This window comes from Caballeronia sp. NK8 (assembly GCF_018408855.1).
Taxonomy (GTDB): Bacteria; Pseudomonadota; Gammaproteobacteria; order Burkholderiales; family Burkholderiaceae; genus Caballeronia.
The window spans coordinates 397,258-414,992 of the sequence record NZ_AP024324.1 but is presented as its reverse complement, the minus strand read 5'-3'; the positions used below and the strand labels follow the sequence as shown (position 1 = coordinate 414,992).

Below are 17,735 nucleotides of genomic sequence, written 5' to 3'. Positions count from 1 at the left end.
TCTCACGCGGCGAGCGGATGCGCGTTCTGTTCGTCCCACCACACCGTCACGCGCGCGCCGGGGCCGGCGCGTTGCGCGTCGTAGTCGGCGTCGCTGATCATCGAGACGAGTTCGGGAGAGCCGTCGAGCGGATCGAGCGTCATGCGCAGATGCGTGCCCTGATACTCGGCCTCGCGCACTGTGCAAGCGAGTCCGCCGATGCGCAGAAGACCGCTGTCGCCGGCGCTCGTGCCGGGCGCGACGCCCTGCGGCGCAATGCGCAGATGATCCGCCCGCACCGTGAAAAGCCGCCCGTTCGAACCGAGCACGTTATGGCCGCCCAGAAAGCGCGCGACGAATTCCGTGTGCGGCCGATTGAATACGTCGAAAGGCGTGCCGCTCTGCTCGATATGACCGTGACTCATCACCACGACGAGATCCGCGAGCGCCATCGCTTCCTCCTGCGAATGCGTGACGTGCACGAAGGTGATGCCGAGTTCCTTCTGCCAGCGCTTGAGTTCGGCGCGCATCTGCACGCGCAGGAACGGATCGAGCGCGGAGAGCGGCTCGTCGAGCAGCAGGCAGCGCGGCTCGTTGAGCAGGGCGCGCGCAAGCGCGACGCGCTGCTGCTGTCCGCCCGAAAGCTGCGCAGGCTTGCGGTTCGCGTAGGACGACATCGCGACGAGTTCGAGCAGTTCGCCCGCGCGCTTCCTGCGCGCTTCCTTCGCGACGCCGCGCACCTTGAGGCTGAACGCGACATTGTCGAGCGCCGAGAGATGCGGGAAGAGCGCGTAGCTCTGGAACACCATGGCCGTGCCGCGCGCGACCGGCTGCTCGCGCGTGACATTGCGCCCGCCGATCAGCACATCGCCTTCGGACACCCACTCGTGGCCCGCGATCATGCGCAGCGTCGACGTCTTGCCGCAGCCGGAGGGACCGAGCAGACAGCAATACGCTCCGCCGGGAATGCGCAGGTCGATGGCGTCGACGGCGAGCGCATCGCCATAGCGCTTCGACACATGCACGAGCTCGATATCGGCCGGGCTCGCTCGAACCACCGTGGATGCCGGTTGAACCATGAAGGCTTGTCCCTGTTGAGGAGGCTGATTGAATACAGCGGGCAAGCCATTGCAAGACATATGCCATTCGTACCCGGCCGCGCATTCGAGCCGCGCGATGAGGAGCGCTGCACGTCGCGCTGACAGCAGGTGCCGACGAATTGGCGCGCATATTGCACACGATCGCGGACCCCGATCGTCAGCATTTGCAAGCGCCTGACGTGTGCAATCGAGGTGCGGATCACGTCCGCCATGGGGCATGGCCTAACCAAACCGGTTCATCACATTCGACAATGAACGATTTCGATCCGTTGAAGACGCATGGACGCTTCGACTATCGCCCGATCCACGAAAGCGATGGTTATCGCTGGCCGAACGGCGCGGGCCTCGCGGTCTATCTCGGTTTCAACCTCGAACACTTCGCGTTCGGCGAAGGACTGGGCGCGGCGCTCGGGCCGCTGTCGCCGCATCCCGACGTGCTCAACTACAGCTGGCGCGAGTACGGCAATCGCGTGGGCGCGTGGCGCTGCATCGAACTGTTCGATGCACTCGACCTGCCCGCGGGAACGCTCATCAATACCTCGCTCTACGATCACTGTCCCGAGCTCGTCGAAGCATGCGCCGCGCGTGGCGACGAACTCATCGCGCACGGTCACACGAACGCGCAGCGTCAGAGCGACCTCGATGAAGACGGCGAACGCGCGCTGCTCGCGCACTGCCGCGCGCGCATGCTCGAACGTTCCGGCGCAGCGCCTTCGGGATGGCTCTCGCCGTGGATCTCCGAATCGCATCGCACGCCGGACCTGCTCGCCGAGACGGGTTTCCGTTACACGCTCAACTGGTGTCACGACGACCGGCCCGTGCGCATGAACACGCGCGGCGGCCCGCTCTGGTCGATTCCCTATCCGCAGGAACTGAACGACCTGCCGATGATCATGGCGCGTCAGATGGACATGCGCGACTTCGCGGACATGATCATCGATCAGTTCGACGAGATGCTCGAACAGACGCTGCGCGCGCGCACGCCGCAGGCGCTCGTGATGGGCATTGCGCTGCATCCGTATATCGTCGGGCAACCGTATCGGTTGCGGCATTTGCGGCGTGCGCTCGCGCATATCGCGGCGGCGCGCGAGGACATCTGGCTGACGACGCCCGGCGCGATCGCGCGTCATGCCGACGAAGCCGTGCCCGTGCCGGTGCAGGCCGCATGAACAGCGGAAAGGAGAGCGCGGACGCGCGCATCTATCGGTCGATCTTCGAAGGCGTGCTGAATCGCAGGCTCACGCCCGGCACGAAGCTGCCCGAGCCCGAGTTATGCGCGGTTTTCGGTGTGGGTCGCGCGGTCGTGCGGCGCGCGCTCGAAAAGCTCGCGTACGACGGCATCGTCGTCCTGCGTCCGAACAAGGGCGCGGTGATCGCGCAGCCGACCCGCGCGGAGACGCGCGCGATCTTCGAGGCGCGGCGTGCTGTCGAGCGCGCGCTCGTCGAACTCGCGTCGGAGCGCGCGAGCACCGCGGATATCGCCGCGTTGCGTGGACAGCTCGATGAGGAACACCAGGCGATGCATCGCTTCGATCAGCCATCGTGGGCGCGGCTTGCGAGCGCGTTTCATCTGCGTATCGCGGCGCTCGCGGGTAATGCAATCCTCGAACACTATCTCAGCGAACTGATCTCTCGCTGCTCGCTGATCGTCGGCGCTTACGAGCCGGTCGGCAACGCGCCGTGCGAGCACGACGAGCACACTGTCATCCTCGATTGCCTCGAAGCGCGCGATGCTGCGGGCGCGATCGCGCACATGATGGCGCATCTGCACAGCCTGGAGACGCGCATCGAGACATCGCGCATGCCGGGCGAAAACGGGCTCGCGCATCTGCTCGGCATCGAACCCGCGCAACGAACCGCAATGGAGTGACATGGAAATCGATTTCGAAGCGATTACCGAGTACCAGCGATACAAGCTGATGGCGAGTCTGATCGTGCCGCGGCCCATTGCTCTCGTAACCACGCTCGGCGTGGACGGCACCGTGAACGCCGCGCCGTTCTCGATGTTCAACATGCTGGGCGAAGAGCCGCCCATCGTCATGATCAGCATCAACCGGCTGGCGGACGGCACGTTGAAAGACACTGCGGTGAATATCCCGCGTGAAAAGGAGTTCGTCGTGCATCTCGCCGATGAAGCCATCTCGCAGCAGATGCATCGCTGCGGCGAACGCTTCGCCGCGGATGTCTCCGAGCTCGAACAAGTGGGTTTGAGCGCGCTTGCCTCGACGCGCGTGAAGCCTCCGCGCATTGCCGAGGCGCCCGTCGCGTTCGAGTGCGCTTTGTGGGAGACGCTCGAAACGGCGAGCCGCCACATCTTCATCGGCCGCGTGCTGATGCTGCATGCGCGTGACGAACTCATCGATATCGATACGTGGCGCGTTCGCCTGGAGCACTACTTTCCGGTAGGTCGCTTCGGCGCGAGCGACTACGTGACGACGCGAGACCGCTTTCAGATGTGACGGTGCATGGTCATGCGCCGCTATCAGACCTTGAATGCCCGATAGCCCCGCGCGACCGCCGGCCTCGCCTCGATCCGTTCATACCAGCGACGCAGATTGGGCAGCTGATTCCAGGGCAGATGTTCCCTGACCGACGACGTGATCGTGAACGCCGCAATGTCCGCGATAGAGAACGACTTGCCGGCCATGTATCCATTCGCGTCGGGATACTGCTCTGCAGTCGCGAGGTTAGCAAGCATGCGTTCGGTAAGAAGCGCTCGCGCCTCTGAAGCGCCTGCTCGTCCGAGAAAAAAAGCGGCATGACTCGGAGCGATGACGTCTGTCACGAAGAAGAAAAAGCGCTCATACGCGACGGCGCGAGCTCGATCGTCCTCCGGCAGCAGGCGACCCGGCCGCTTTTCCGCCGCATAGAAGACGATTGCGTTCGACTGGGTAATGACGAACGGTGCTTCGTCCGCTTCCTTCTCGACCAATACAGGTACTTTTGCCGCCGGGTTCAGCGCCAGATGCGCGGACTGCTTCTGCTCGTGATTCGCGAGATTGACGAATCGAACCGTGTAGGGCAGTTCCGCTTCTTCCAGAGCGATCGCTGCGCGGATACAGTTGCCCGTCGGAGCGCCATGAAGCTCCAGGATTTTCGTCATTTCAGTATCCCGTGCGCCCGTTGTCATGCGCCGAAGGCTCGCCGGTTCGCGCGAACAAATTCCTCGACCGTCCGTGGCGCCTTTCCCGTGATCCGCTCGATGATGTCATCGACTCCTTCGAACACGCCGTTCCGGTAGTCGATGGCTACTTCGATGAAATGCTGGATCGTGAACTCCGGAAGATCGTATTTCCGCAAATGCTCGCGATATCCGTCGAGCGTGTCCGGGCTATACGTGATTTTCTTGTCGATGACCTGACTGATCTTGTCCGCGATTTCGTGGTAGTCGAGTTCCACCGGTCCGCAGAGTTCGTAAGTCTTGCCGATGTGGCCGGACGGCTCCGTCAGTACCGCGGCGATGAAGCGAGCCTGGTCCTCTGCTGCGATCGGAGCGTGACGTCCGGTGCCATAGGGGAGAGCAATCTTCCCTTCCTTTACGATCGTATCCAGGACCCACGGGAAAACCAGCCATTCAGAGAAGAACGTCGGGCGGATATGCACGGTCGGCACGCCCGACCAGTCGAGAACGCGCTCCGCGATCCAGTGATCGCGCGCGGCGTTGCTCTTCGAATCCTCACGGGCGGAAATCTGCGACATCTCCACGACGACTTCCAGACCGGCGCGCCGCGCGGCATCCGCAAAATACGCCGTTCCCTGAATGAATCCGGGACGCACCGGGTAGCAAAGGTATGCGCCCGACACGCCCGAGGCGGCGCGAATCAGGTCGTCATGCTCGAGCAGATCGCCCACGATGACTTCGGCGCCCGCGGCACGAAGCGCTGCACTACGCCCGTCTTCCGTGCGAACCATCGCGCGGACGGCATGCCCTGCCTCGAGAAGGTTGTTGACCGTATGAACACCGGTTTTGCCAGTGGCACCGGTGATCAGGAATTTGCGCTGTTGCATGACGAAGCCTCCAATCGATAAGTGGATGTACCCGCGAGAGGGTGGAGAACCTTTTGCACCGTGGCCGTTATTAATGCATTGGTGTGTATATGCACATTTCGAAGCAAGATTGTGCAGCTTGGGACGGCCGGTGAGACCTAGATCGCAGCGACCTGTTGCCTGACGTCTTCCAGCAGCGATGCGGACGCCTCAGGGTCTGCAATGATTCGGGACATGGTGAGCGCACCGATCATGGCCGATAGCGCAAACACAGCCTTCGAGCGGTTCGTCTCTTCCTCCGAACTTTGGATGCGCTTTGCCAGCATGTCGACGAACTCGTCGAAGCCGCGAGATGCGGCCGCGCGCGTGGATTCGTCCGCACGCGCGAGTTCGCTGCCCATGCTTGCAAGGGGGCAGCCGCTCGCGGGACTATCTCGGTGGGACGCCGACATGTAGGTATCGATGAGAGCCTTGAACCCTTTCTTGCCTGCGGCCTCAAGCGCACCGATGATGTCCGCAATGGCCGCTTCACAGGCTTCAGCGACCAGATGCTCCTTCGATCCGAAATGCCGATAGAACCCGCCATGCGAGAGTCCGGCGGCAGCCATTACGTCTGCAACGCCGGTGGCGTGGATGCCGTTAGTCCTGAATTCTCCGGCTGCGATTTCGACGATGCGGCGGCGGGTTTCCGCGGTTTCGAGCTTGGATCGTTTCATGGTCGACTTGCTGCGTGATCGAATGTTTTAGATGATAGATGTCATCTAAAAAGAAGTCAAGAAAACGCAACGAGTTTCCGGGGAGGTCCCGCGAACGCATTGGCGCCGCACGACGGCAAGATCACTCCGGCTGAACGCTGGCTGCCCGACGGGGGCGTTTGGGCACCGAGGCCTTCGCTGCTGACTTCGCAGTTTTCCCGACCGGCGTCGGGCCGATCAGCGCCCGGATACCGGCTGCCGCAAATTTGACGAGCTGCTCATAGTGCGCAGTAGATCGGGAAGTACGGGCGCAAGCGCCGAGACGCTCGGCGCGGCCGTTGAGCGCGTGCGCTTGCTGCCGGGCACCGACAGAAAAAAGATAGGCCCACGTCGCGTGTTCCCGCGAGATGCCGGGAATGACCGTATGCAGAGCATCGATGATCCGCTCCGCGATGGGATCGTAGTATGTCTCGCGGATACGTCGAGACCGCTCGTCACTACCCAGGCTGACGGACGCCACGAGTTGAACGTAAAGCGCGAGGTTCGCGGCGTCCTCACCGTGAAAAATCTCCGACAACGGTGTGAAGGCGATCGTCAGTACGTCTTCGACCGTTGCGGTACGCTCGCTCTCGAAAAGGGCGTCGAGCAGTTTCCCACGGTGATCGTTGATCGCCGATGAACGGCGCTCGAACACTGCCTCGTAGAGTTTGTCTTTGTTGGCGTAGTGATAATGGACGAGCGCCTGCGCTACGCCGGCTTCGTCGGCGATGTTGCGCATGCTCGCCCCTGCGTAACCATGTTCGCCGAACACCCGCTCCGCTGCGTTCAGAATCGCGGAGAGGCGCGAGCCAGGTGCACGCTCGGTTTCTTGAGCATGGCTGCTCGGGTTCCCGGACACCTTCTTCTCACGCGATGTTTTCATGTTCAAACGCTCCGGCATTGTCCTATTCGATCGATCAGTCAGTATATCGCGACCGCCATGCGGCGCGTCTTGCCCGGTTCGAACCGCGTAGCTCAGGGCGACACGGTCCGTGGAGGGACGAGCGCCGTCAGCCGAGGAATTCCGGCTCCGCCAGTCCTTTCACACCGGGTCGCACTGCGAGCACGCTGCCCGCGAGCGGTTGCTGAGCGAGTTCCTTTTCGTTCATGCGCCGACGCGCCGTCGTGATGAAAAGCGTATCGAGATCCGGGCCGCCGAAGCACAGGCTGCTCACGCGCCGCACGGGCAGGTTGATAACCATGTCGATTCGTCCGCGCGGGTCGTAGCGCGTGACGCACCATCCGTCCATGTTGGCGCTCCAGAAGCACCCGTCGGCATCGACGGTCGAGCCATCGCAAATGCCTCGTCCGAGCGGTACTTCCGCGAATTTGCGGCGGTTATAGATAGCGCCGTCGACCGAGTCGCAGTCGAATACGTCGATCTGACAGCTGAACGAATCGGTCATGTACATGAGCCGGTTATCGGGGCTGAAACTGATGCCGTTGATACACGTAATACCTTCCATGATCAGCTTCGGCTGCAGATCGGGATCGAGACGGAACAGGCGCCCGCGCGGCGTGTAGGCGGCGGCTTCAACCGTGCCGGACCAGTAGCGTCCGTGACGATCGCACTTGCCGTCGTTGAAACGGTTCCTCGGGCGCTCGGCATCCGGACGCGCGATTTCGCTCAGTTCACCGGTCTCGGGCGAGAAAAAATAGAAACCCGAACGCATGCCCACGATCAGGCCGCCTTTGGCGCGCAGGCCGATGCTGCCGATCTCTTCCTGCATCGGCCAGCTTTTCTTGGCGCCGCTCGAAATGTCGAGGCGATGAATCGCCTGACCGATGCCATCCACCCACCACAGCAATTGCGTTTTTTCGTCCCAGATGATCGATTCGCCGAGCACGTCGGGCGTGGAATCGACCACGTCGATGACCGAACCTACCATGTCGATCGGTCTCGTGATGCTGCTGACTGTCATGCTGCCTCCTGGTTTGTCGATGTAAATGAGTTCGATGGTTCAAACAGCCGGTTCCTTCATGCGAGCGATGCCTTCGAGCGCGAGTCCGTAACCGAGCACGTCATGCAGGCGCGCCTTCAGTTCCTGATTCAGGCAGGTGCGCGTGTAGCGTCGCACGAGGCGCGGCTGTTTGAGCATCAGCCTCGCGAGTTCGCGCGCGCGCGGCATGAGGTCCGTCTGCGGCAGCACTTCGTTGACAAGGCCCATGTTCAGCGCTTCGTCGGCGGAAATCTCCTGTCCGGTCAACAGAAAATAGTGGCCGCGCGCGCGGCCCATCAACAACGGCATGATCAGATGCATGCCGTCGCCCGGCACCATGCCGCCCTGAAAGTGTGCGGTGTCCTGAATGGTCGCGGTGTCGGACGCCAGCACGATGTCGCCGAGCAGCGGAATCTCCGCATGCCGCACCGCCGGACCATTGATGACGCTGATCACCGGCGCCTCGATATTCAGCAGGTTGATGAGCAGATGCTTCGCTTCCCAGTAGATCGGATCGTAGATCGTCGGCGTCATGGAATTGCGGTTCTGGTGCATGCCGGGCGCGATGGCCGGACCGCTGAACGCATCGCCCGTGCCGGTCATGATGACCACGTCGTTTTCGCGGTCGCGGCCGACATCGAGAAAGGCCTGCTCGAACTCGCGATGCGCCGTGAGGTTCCACACGAGCGGCTCGCCGTGCGTGTGAAAGTGCATCTCCAGTACGCCGTCGCTGCGCGTCATGCGGATGGTCTCGAACTTGTCTGCGTATTCGTCGAAATGGCTCACGGCTCTTTCCTCTGCTGAACGTTGAAGATTCGCGCCGGCGGCGGTCGCTCGGGGTGCGACATGTCGCCGGCAATGGTTTCAGCCGCCGATACTAGTCCTGACTGATCGATCAGTCAACAAGGGAAATTCCGCCCGCGTTTCCGGTTGACCGTCCGTTCGCTCGTCCGCTACTGTGCTGACTGTTCGATCGATCAGTTTTTCGTTTCCTGCGGATCCGCTGTTCTTCGACCGGATCCACGCAGCCCCTGACAAAAGCCCATGCCGCCGGCCCCGCCGCGCGCCGGCAGGCTCAAGGAGACAGCTTCATGAAACGCATTCAGTCGTCCACGCGCCGTTTTCGCAACCTTCACTGAGAGGGGCCGCCATGTCGCGCAAAATCGCTCTCGACGCCAACGCGCCCGCTCCGGTGACAACACCCGGCGACACGCAGCGCGCGCTGTATTTCAAGGTCGCCGTTCGGCTCGTGCCGTTTTTGATCGTGTGTTACGTGGTTGCGTATCTCGACCGCATCAACGTCGGGTTCGCCAAGCTGCAGATGCAGGAGGCGCTCGGTTTCAGCGACGCCGTGTACGGGCTGGGCGCGGGCATATTCTTCATCGGCTACTTTCTGTTCGAAGTGCCGAGCAATCTGCTGTTGCAGCGTATCGGCGCACGCAAGACCATCACGCGCATCATGGTGCTGTGGGGGCTCACCGGCTGCGCCATGGCGACGGTATCCAGTCCCGGCGCGTTCTATGTGCTGCGCTTTCTGCTCGGTGTGTTCGAGGCGGGCTTCTTTCCGGGCGTCGTCTATTTCCTGAGCCAGTGGTTCCCGTCCAGCCGGCGCGGGCAGATTCTCGGCCTCTTCATGACGGGCTTCCCGATCGCGGGAATGATCGGCGGTCCCGTTTCTGGATGGGCGATGTCGCATCTCGCGGGCATCGCGGGTCTCGCGGGCTGGCAGTGGCTGTATATCGTCGAAGCGGTGCCGGCGGTGCTGCTGGGCATCGTGACGTGGTTCACGCTGTCTGACGACATCGAACGCGCCCGATGGCTCACCGAGCCGGAACGCGACACCTTGCGCCATGCATTGCGCGAAGAAGCCCGCGACGTTGGCGCGCGACATGACGGCCAGTTGCGCAAGGTGATCGCCGACCCGAAGGTCTACCTCATGAGTTTTGCGTACTTCACGTTCATCTGCGGCACATATGCGCTGAGTTTCTGGCTGCCGACGGTGCTGAAGGTCGCGGGCGCGACGAGCGTGGAGCGTATCGGCTGGCTGTCGGCGATTCCTTACGGCATCGCGGCCATCGGCATGGTGTTGATCTGCCGTCACTCGGACCGGCTGCTCGAACGCCGCTGGCACGGGGCGCTGGCCGCATTTGCGGGCGCTATCGCGCTTTCGCTGCTGCCGCTTCTGGCGCATGATCTGACTGCGACCATCGTGCTGCTGACGATCGCATCGATCACCGTGTTCGTCACCATTCCGCTGCTGTGGTCGCTCGCGTCGGATTACTTCGCGGGCTCGCCGGCCGCCGCGGCTGCCATCGCGTTCGTCAACAGCCTGGGTCTGCTGGGCGGCTTCGCCAGTCCGTTCGCGATGGGCTGGCTCAAGACGCTGAGCGGCACGCTGAACAGCGGCCTCTATCTGATGACCACGCTGCTCGCACTCGGCGCCTGCGCCATGCTGTGCATGCGCGCCGAAGCACGGACAAACGGATGACGAACGAAGCGACGAACCAGACGCAATCGCAGTCGGCACACATGGAACAGACCTTCAAGGATGCATCGCCGGGAAGCCTGCTGGGCGCGAGCGTCGCCCGGCTGGACGGCGCGCGATTCGTGTCGGGGCGGGTGGACTACAGCGCCGATCTCATTCCGCAAGGCGCGCTTCACCTCGCGATCCTGCGCAGCGCTCACGCCTGCGCGAGCGTCGTTTCGGTCGATCTGACCGATGCGCTCGCCATGCCCGGCGTCGTGGCCGGGCTGACGGGCGAAGACGCCGCGCGTCTCTCCGATGCCATGCCGCCCGCTATGGATCTGCCCGCCAAAGGTGCGCGCGGTCCGCTGCAGAGCCGCTGTCTCGCATTGGGCCACGCGACGTACTTCGGGCAGCCGGTCGCGGCGCTCGTGGCGACATCGGTCCATGATGCGCAAGCGGCGCTCGAGAAGATTCGCGTCGAATACGAAGTGCATGCGCCGACCGCGAACGCGCGCGACGCCTTGCGCGAAGGCGCACCGATCGTCCAGCCCGGCTGGGACACGAACCTGCTCGTGCGCGACCGCATCCGTTCGGGCGATGCCGATGCCGCCTTCGCGAGCGCGGCGCACGTCGCGCGGGGCGAACTGACGATCGGCGCATCGACGAGCGCGCCGATGGAAACACTGTGCTACATCGCCGAATGGGACGCACGTGGCGAGCGTTACACGCTGACCGGCACGTTCCAGAATCCTCATACGAGCCGCTGGCTGCTCGCGGCGGCGCTGCGCGTGAAGGAGTCGCAGGTGCGGGTGATCGCGCCGCGCATCGGCGGAACGTTTGGGCTCAAGATGGCAGGGCATCCTGAGGAAGTGCTGGTGGCGCTGTTCAGCCGCATCACGAAGCGCCCGGTCGCGTGGGTCGAGGAGCGGCGCGAAACGTTGCTCGCGGGCGCGCGCTCGCAACATCACAGCTTCGAGATCGCGGCGGACGAGCACGGCAGGCTGATCGGCTGGCGTGACCGGATGCTGGTCAATGTAGGCATCATCGGCGCGGGTCACAGCTGGGCGATGGCGCTCGTTACGCCGGCCGTGTTTCCGACCGTCTATACCATCGAGCATTGCGATATCGAATGCTCGCTCGCCATCACCAACCAGCCGCCGTGGCAGGCCATTCGCGGTTACGGCAAGGAGATCGGCAACCTCGTGCTGGAGCGCGCCGTCGATCTGCTCGCTCGTCAGACCGGTATCGATCCGGTCGAGCTGCGGCGGCGCAATCTGGTTGCGCGCGACGCCTTGCCGCGTCTGCTGCCATCGGGGCTCAACGTGGATAGCGGCGACTATCCGGGCGGCCTCGATCAATTGCTGACCCTGTTCGATTACCCGCAATGGCAGGCGCGCTCGCGGGCCGCGCGTGACACGGAGCGGCGCATCGGCATCGGGATTGCGTTCGAACTGACGCCGGAAGGCGGCGCGCGACCCGGCAACTTTCCCAACGGCTACGAGACATCGACCGTGCGCGTGATGCCCTCGGGCGATGTGCAGGTGCTCACGGGCGTGACATCGCCCGGCAGCGGCAGCGATACCGGCATCGCGCAGATGGTCGCGGGCGAACTGGGATTGCGCGTGGATCAGGTGCGCGTGATCGAAGGCGACACCGACGTGACGCCGCTCGGCACCGGCAATGCCAGCAGCCGCGCGCTGATGTACGGCGGGACCGCTGCGTATCTGGCCGCGCAGGAGTTACGCGACAGGCTCAGGCAATGCGCCGCCAACATGCTCGGCGGCACGCCCGGCGATATCGTGCTCCGTGACGGCCACGCGTGGCGCGTGCCGGACGGCGCGAAGATCGCAGTGGCCGAACTCGCGCTCGGTGTGCATCTGCGGCCATTCACAGTGGCAGCGGGCGTGACACTGCCGCTGGAAGTGACGCGCAGCTTCGCGCCGAAGAACGTGCGTGTGGAGCCGGACGCGCAGGGCCGCATCGCCACGTATCCGACGTTTTCCTACTCCGTGCATGCCGTGGCGCTCGAACTCGACATGCTCACCGGCAACAGCAAGCTGCTCGACTATGCCGTCGTCCATGACTGCGGCGCGATGATCAACCCCGCGCTCGTCGAAGCGCAACTGCGCGGCGCGATCGTCATGGGGATCGGCGTCGCGTTGTGGGAACTCATCAGATATGACGACCAGCATCGCATGATCACCGACCGCTTCAAGAGCTATCTGTTGCCGCGTGCGAACGATCTGCCGCCGATACGCGTCGGGCATCGCGTCACGCTCAATCCGTTCCATCCGCTCGGCATGAAAGGGGCGGGGGAATCGGGGCTCGGCGGGGCGCTCGCGGCCGTCAGCAACGCCGTGGCGAATGCGCTCGGCGACGACGCGCGCCTCGAACACGTACCTGCGACACCGGCGCGTGTCATCGCTTCTCTGAAGGAGCGATGCACGTGATCGGTCATCACTTCGAGTTTCATCAGCCAGCGACACTCGACGACGCCTGCGGCCTGCTGGCCCGCTTTCGTGACGATGCATCCGTGCTCGGCGGCGGCACGATGCTGGTGCCCTCGATGTCGGCGAATCTCGCGCAGCCGGTGCATCTGATCGGTCTCGCGGCGCTCGGCCTGAACGAGATAGCGCTGGACGACACGCATCTGCATATCGGCGCAATGACGACGTATGCGCGCCTGCTTGCCTCGCCGCTCGTCGCGACTCACGCGCCGCTGCTCGCCGCGATGACCATGCAGGTCACGGGTGGTGCGTCGATTCTGAATCAGGGCACGCTCGGCGGGGCCGCGAGCTTCGCGAATCCGTCGTCGGATGCACCGGGCTGTCTCGCGGCGATGGAGGTGATTTTCGAACTGAGTTCGTCGCGTGGCGTGCGCCACGTCGCGGCATGCGATTTTTTCGTGGACGCCTTTAGCACCGCACGGCGCGCCGACGAAATCCTCACCGGCATTCGCGTGCCGCGCGATGCGACGCTCGTCGCCTGCGAATATCAGAAGTACAAGGCGAGCGCGAGTTCGTGGCCGATCGTGACGGTCGCGTGTTCGCTGCATCGGGCCGAACAGATGAGCGTGCGGCTTGCGGTCGGCGCGGCGGGGCGGCGGCCTGCGTACCGGCGATTCGTGATCGAAGAAGCCACGCTGCATGCGCCCGATGCCTTCATCGAACAGGCTGCGATCAGCGCGCTGGATCTCGTGGGCGTTGGCTGGAGCGATGAACTCGCGGATGGAAATTACCGTCGCGCGATCGTGCCGGGTGTGGTGAAGCGACACCTGCGCAGCGTGCTTACAGGAACGAAGTCATGAAACGAACCATCGAGGTGCGACTCACGCTCAACGGCGAGCCGCGTTTCGCAGAGGCGGATCCGCGCCAGTTGCTCGTCGAACTGATTCGCGATGCGCTGGACGTGAAGGGCACGCGCATCGGCTGCCTGACCGGCGATTGCGGCGCGTGCACGGTGTTGATCGATGGCGAGGTGCGCAAGTCCTGCCTCGTGCTGGCGGCGTCGATAAGTGGCAATGACGTTCGGACCATCGAAGGCATCGAAGGCATTGAAGCGTTGCGGGAGGCGTTCATCGTCGAGAACGGGTTTCAATGCGGCTTTTGCACGAGCGGGATGATCGTCGCGGCGGCGGATTTGCTGAAGAACAATCCTTCGCCGAGTCGCGATGAGATTCGGCGCGCCATCAGCGGCAATCTTTGTCGCTGCACGGGTTACGAGAGCATCGTCGAGGCGATTCATCGCGCGGCGCACGGCGCAATCGGCTGATGTCGCGCTCAATCGGGCAGAGGAGGAAAAGATGTCTCAGCAAACCGGCGTCACGATCTACGTGACTTACGAAGGCGAACCCGGCGTTCGCTTCGATCGCGCGTATTACGTCGATCATCATCTGCCGCTCGTGATGCGTCATTGGTCGCGATACGGTCTGCAAAGCGTCGCGGCGTTTTTTCCGGCGGTGGCGCAGGCGGGAACGCTCGCCATCTGCGAATGCCGATTTTGCGACATGGCGTCTGTCGATGCGGCGTTCGCTTCGCCCGAAGCAGCCGAAGTAATGGCCGATCTGCCGAATTTTACTGATCTGGCAGCGCATCGTTCGCGCGTGATGCCGTTCGATTCGGATGGCTGATCAATTAAGGCTATGGCAAACCGCAAGGAGAAGAACCATGAAAATCGGCATCATCGGACTGGGCGCGATGGGACGCGCGATGGCACGCAGTCTCGCGCACACGGGACATGACGTAAAAGCGTGGAACCGCTCGGGCGGATCGGTGGATGGCGTGACGATGGTCGCATCGCCCGTCGAGGCATTTCAGGGCGACGCGGTCTTCACGATGCTCGCGGACGACGACGCGATCCGCTCGACGCTGATCGCACCCGGCGTACTCGCGCAAGCGAAGGCGGGTCTCGTGCATGTGGTCACCTCGACGATCTCGGTCGCGTTCGCACGCGAATTGGTCGCGGTCCATGCGGCGGCGGGCGTGGGCTACGTGTCCGCTCCCGTGCTCGGACGACCCGATGTCGCGGCGAAAGGCGAACTCAATGTGCTGGCGGGCGGAGCGCCGGATGCAATCGCAAAGGTGCGGCCGTTGCTCGATGTGATCGGCGGACGCATCTGGGACATGGGCGACGAAGCGCCGACCGCGAACGCCGCGAAGCTTGCCTGCAACATGATGATCACGATGGCGATCGAAGCGATGGCCGAGGCCGTCGTGCTCACCGAAGCGAACGGTTTGCCGCGCGAGCGCTTCTTCGATGTGATTCTGAATACGCTGTTCGGCAGCCGGTCGTACCAGGTGTACTCGGCGAATATCGCCAATGCGAACTACGAACCGGGTTTCAAGGCGACCCTCGGGTTGAAGGATTTGCGGCTCGCGTCCGAAGCGGCCGCGGACGCGGGCCGCACATTGCCGATGCTCACCGCGGTGCACGGGCGCATGAGCGAAACGGTCGCGGCAGGGATGGGCGAAAGAGACTGGTCGGCAATGGCGAAATACACGATCGAGTCGGGTAGGTCGCGATAATTCTTTCGTTTGTGCAGGGAAGGGCGGGTGTCGGTTCTGCGTCATCTGCGGAGGCCCACGTTCGGGGTCGTTGCGGTCGAGCTTCCACCAATCAAGATGAAGTTCGCTTCTGGGACTGATTCGCGTTGCACTGCCGGATTGGTATCGTCGGTCGTCACTTCAGCGCGCCGGATCCATGTAGTCTCAACGGGACTGCCCGAGCCGCCTTTTCAAATCGCTGAGATTTCGGCAGTCGGTCGCGGACCCGGTTCCTTGATGAGATGGCGCACCGTGGCTGACTTCATCCGTTGGACCCCTGCGGTCGCGAAATACCGGTAGGACCATTGCCCAAATCGGTTCCGGAACTTCCGGACTGGAGGTGTCGACTGCGCCAGCTGGCCACTTCGTCGATTGGTCCGCGTCTTGCATAAAGGGTGTGTGCGTTTGCCTGTTCCACCCCACGAGCCTTTCAGCGTCGACCTGACGCCTGGTGAGTACCGCTTCGGTGAGTGAATTATGCGCGTCCTTTTTGTAGAAAATGATACGCGCCTGTGCGAGGCGTTCAGAGCCCTAGCCGTCTCTCTCGGGCATGTTGCGGATGTTGCCCATGATGGACATCAGGCGATGCTGCTGACACGAGCGAATCGCTACGACACGATCTTTCTCGACATCGGTTTGCCGGACGTGGATGGTCGCGATCTTTGCAGACGCATGCGGGCGGCGGGGGCGAGCAAGCTTGCTTGCGTCGTGGCGGTAACAGGCGATGAGCGGCATGTGCAGGAGCAGTCGGAGCATTTCGATGGCGCATTTCTTAAGCCGCTCACGGAAGATGGCTTCAAGGCGGCACTTAAAGCGTGCTGAGTTAATCGGATCGAACGTCGCCCGGAGAAAAGGCTCGATGCGTTGATCCGTCGCATACCAAGGCGGCTGCGCAGCGCTCGTGTGTTGGTGCGAATACCAAGATCGCTCGTTGAAGCAGGGCATGGCGACGGCACGGGAGAAAGCATGGCTGAGCGCATGGTAGAGCTTTTCCGGTATCTGACGAGTGGCGTCTATGTGATCGGCGTTTCCCACGGAGACCGCCGAAATGCATTCACCGCAAGTTCGATCGTTCACGTGTCCTTCAACCCGCTGCTTGTCGCGGTCAGCATCAATCCGGGGCACGCGTCGTATCCGATCCTTTCAAGCGGGGGAGTCTTTGGGATCAGTGTGTTGGGAGCGGAACAGCAGACACTGGCCGAGCATTTCGGAACGCAGTCAGGCCGTACCGTCGACAAGCTCTCGTCAACGCCCTGGCGAGCTGGCCGGACGGGTGCGCCGCTATTGCGCGACGCACTGGCCTATTTCGACTGCCAGTTGCTCACTGATGTCGCAGCCGGGGATCATCGGCTTGTGGTGGGCCGGGTGGTGGATGGAGCGGTACTGATTCCGGACGGTCAGCCATTGCTCTATGCAGCCACGGGGAATCTGGATAAAAGCGCCGATCGCTTTGCGAAGGAGTTTGACCAACCCGCTTAAGGACCGCATTTGTGGCCACAAAGTCTGACCGACGAAAGGATCCATCGCCCTTAGAGAGACACACGACAGATCGGGATGACATGATTGCCCCACGCTGAGGGATCAGTGAACGAGCCAAAACCGACGTGCCTCAGATAATCGGCTTGCCGCCCGTCACAGCGATGGTTGCGCCCGAGATGTAGCTCGCCTCGTCAGTTGCCAGCATCACGTACGCGGCGGCCAGTTCGGCCGGCTGGCCGGGACGTTTCATCGGCGTTTGCTTGCCGAAGTTCTCGACGCTCGAAGGCGGCATCGTCGATGGAATGAGCGGCGTCCATATCGGCCCCGGCGCCACGCAATTCGCACGGATACCGCGCTCGGCCAGCAGTTGCGCCAGTCCGCCCGTGAAGTTCTGAATCGCGCCCTTCGTGCTCGCATACGCGATCAGACCGGGATTCGGCGCATCGGCGTTGACGGACGTCGTGTTGATGATGGTGCCGCCCGATTGCATATGCGCGAGCGCCGCCTTGGTAATACGGAACATGGCGCCGATGTTGGTCGAATAGGTCTTGTCCCATTCGTCGTCGCTGATGTCTTCGAGCTTGTCGTAGGTGGCCTGATAGGCGGCGTTGTTCACCAGCACGTCGATACGCCCGAAAACCTCGGCAGTCTTTGCGACGAGCGCTTTGCAATGCTCGCGATCGGTAATGTCGCCGGGCAGCAGCAGCGCACGCCTCCCGGCCTGCTCGACCCAGCGCGCGGTGTCGCGGGCGTCGTCGTGCTCGTCGAGGTACGCGATGGCGACGTCCGCCCCCTCGCGCGCGAATGCGATCGCGACCGCCCGGCCAATGCCGCTGTCCGCACCGGTGATCAGCGCAACCTTGCCCGCGAGCCGGTTGCTGCCCTTATAGCTCGATTCGCCGTGATCGGGCGGCGGGTCCATCGGCGCGGTGAGTCCGGGGCGACGCTCCTGCTGTTGGGGCGGCATGGGCGAGCGGGGATATTCAGAGGCGGTCATGGTTTTGCTC

General features: G+C 63.1%; 19 protein-coding genes. 11 read left to right on the top strand and 8 right to left on the bottom strand.

Annotation, left to right across the window (positions count from 1 at the left end):
• Positions 1-2: 2 nt before the first annotated feature.
• Positions 3-1,058 carry an ABC transporter ATP-binding protein gene (locus NK8_RS23530; protein ID WP_162068485.1) on the bottom strand — a complete coding sequence of 352 codons (1,056 nt, stop codon included), beginning with the start codon at positions 1,056-1,058 and terminating at the stop codon, positions 3-5.
• Between the two features lie 272 nt (positions 1,059-1,330).
• Here NK8_RS23530 and NK8_RS23525 point away from each other — a divergent pair, with 272 nt between their 5' ends.
• Genes NK8_RS23525 through NK8_RS23515 form a run of 3 tightly spaced genes read left to right on the top strand, consistent with a single transcriptional unit; the run spans position 1,331 to position 3,538 of the window.
• Positions 1,331-2,248: a polysaccharide deacetylase family protein gene (locus tag NK8_RS23525; protein WP_213231474.1), complete on the top strand. Its 918-nt coding sequence runs from the start codon at positions 1,331-1,333 to the stop codon at positions 2,246-2,248.
• Positions 2,245-2,949 carry a GntR family transcriptional regulator gene (locus NK8_RS23520; RefSeq protein ID WP_213231472.1) on the top strand — a complete coding sequence of 235 codons (705 nt, stop codon included), beginning with the start codon at positions 2,245-2,247 and terminating at the stop codon, positions 2,947-2,949. Before NK8_RS23525 ends, NK8_RS23520 begins: the two co-directional genes overlap by 4 nt.
• 1 nt (position 2,950) lies before the next feature.
• On the top strand, positions 2,951-3,538 hold the full coding sequence (locus tag NK8_RS23515) for a flavin reductase family protein (protein WP_213231470.1): 588 nt from the start codon (positions 2,951-2,953) through the stop codon (positions 3,536-3,538).
• A 23-nt stretch (positions 3,539-3,561) separates the two neighbouring features.
• Here the strand turns inward: NK8_RS23515 and NK8_RS23510 are convergent, their stop codons facing one another.
• From NK8_RS23510 to NK8_RS23485, 6 genes are all read right to left on the bottom strand, one after another.
• Positions 3,562-4,182, bottom strand: coding sequence for a glutathione S-transferase family protein (locus NK8_RS23510; protein WP_213231468.1), 621 nt, complete (start codon positions 4,180-4,182; stop codon positions 3,562-3,564).
• A gap of 23 nt (positions 4,183-4,205) precedes the next feature.
• Complete coding sequence (locus NK8_RS23505; protein WP_213231466.1) at positions 4,206-5,087, bottom strand: NAD(P)H-binding protein; 882 nt, start codon at positions 5,085-5,087, stop codon at positions 4,206-4,208.
• A 137-nt stretch (positions 5,088-5,224) separates the two neighbouring features.
• Entirely contained in the window at positions 5,225-5,782 is a 558-nt protein-coding gene (locus NK8_RS23500) for a TetR/AcrR family transcriptional regulator (RefSeq protein ID WP_213231464.1), read from the bottom strand.
• A gap of 121 nt (positions 5,783-5,903) precedes the next feature.
• Entirely contained in the window at positions 5,904-6,683 is a 780-nt protein-coding gene (locus NK8_RS23495; RefSeq protein ID WP_213231462.1) for a TetR/AcrR family transcriptional regulator, read from the bottom strand.
• 127 nt (positions 6,684-6,810) lie between these two features.
• The gene (locus NK8_RS23490; RefSeq protein ID WP_213231460.1) at positions 6,811-7,722 is read right to left on the bottom strand and encodes an SMP-30/gluconolactonase/LRE family protein; all 912 of its coding nucleotides are present in this window, start codon (positions 7,720-7,722) and stop codon (positions 6,811-6,813) included.
• Positions 7,723-7,761: 39 nt separating this feature from the next.
• A complete protein-coding gene (locus NK8_RS23485; RefSeq protein ID WP_213231458.1) occupies positions 7,762-8,526 on the bottom strand; it encodes an enoyl-CoA hydratase/isomerase family protein in 765 nt (254 codons plus the stop codon).
• A 364-nt stretch (positions 8,527-8,890) separates the two neighbouring features.
• Here NK8_RS23485 and NK8_RS23480 point away from each other — a divergent pair, with 364 nt between their 5' ends.
• The 8 genes from NK8_RS23480 (at position 8,891) to NK8_RS23445 (ending at position 16,728) form a co-directional block, all read left to right on the top strand.
• Positions 8,891-10,228, top strand: coding sequence for an MFS transporter (locus tag NK8_RS23480; protein WP_213231457.1), 1,338 nt, complete (start codon positions 8,891-8,893; stop codon positions 10,226-10,228).
• Complete coding sequence (locus NK8_RS23475; RefSeq protein ID WP_225936402.1) at positions 10,225-12,657, top strand: xanthine dehydrogenase family protein molybdopterin-binding subunit; 2,433 nt, start codon at positions 10,225-10,227, stop codon at positions 12,655-12,657. Before NK8_RS23480 ends, NK8_RS23475 begins: the two co-directional genes overlap by 4 nt.
• Positions 12,654-13,514 carry a xanthine dehydrogenase family protein subunit M gene (locus tag NK8_RS23470; protein ID WP_213231456.1) on the top strand — a complete coding sequence of 287 codons (861 nt, stop codon included), beginning with the start codon at positions 12,654-12,656 and terminating at the stop codon, positions 13,512-13,514. Before NK8_RS23475 ends, NK8_RS23470 begins: the two co-directional genes overlap by 4 nt.
• Entirely contained in the window at positions 13,511-13,978 is a 468-nt protein-coding gene (locus NK8_RS23465; protein ID WP_213231455.1) for a (2Fe-2S)-binding protein, read from the top strand. The genes NK8_RS23470 and NK8_RS23465 overlap by 4 nt, the downstream gene beginning before the upstream one ends.
• A 31-nt stretch (positions 13,979-14,009) precedes the next feature.
• Entirely contained in the window at positions 14,010-14,336 is a 327-nt protein-coding gene (locus NK8_RS23460) for an EthD family reductase (RefSeq protein WP_213231454.1), read from the top strand.
• Positions 14,337-14,373: 37 nt separating this feature from the next.
• On the top strand, positions 14,374-15,231 hold the full coding sequence (locus NK8_RS23455; RefSeq protein WP_213231453.1) for an NAD(P)-dependent oxidoreductase: 858 nt from the start codon (positions 14,374-14,376) through the stop codon (positions 15,229-15,231).
• A 495-nt stretch (positions 15,232-15,726) separates the two neighbouring features.
• Positions 15,727-16,071, top strand: coding sequence for a response regulator (locus tag NK8_RS23450; RefSeq protein WP_213231451.1), 345 nt, complete (start codon positions 15,727-15,729; stop codon positions 16,069-16,071).
• Positions 16,072-16,215: 144 nt separating this feature from the next.
• Positions 16,216-16,728 (top strand): flavin reductase family protein, encoded by a 513-nt coding sequence (locus tag NK8_RS23445; RefSeq protein ID WP_213231449.1) that lies wholly within the window; start codon positions 16,216-16,218, stop codon positions 16,726-16,728.
• 130 nt (positions 16,729-16,858) lie between these two features.
• On the opposite strand, the gene NK8_RS23440 is transcribed toward NK8_RS23445, so the two are convergent.
• Positions 16,859-17,725, bottom strand: coding sequence for a glucose 1-dehydrogenase (locus tag NK8_RS23440; RefSeq protein ID WP_213231447.1), 867 nt, complete (start codon positions 17,723-17,725; stop codon positions 16,859-16,861).
• Between the last annotated feature and the right edge of the window lie 10 nt (positions 17,726-17,735).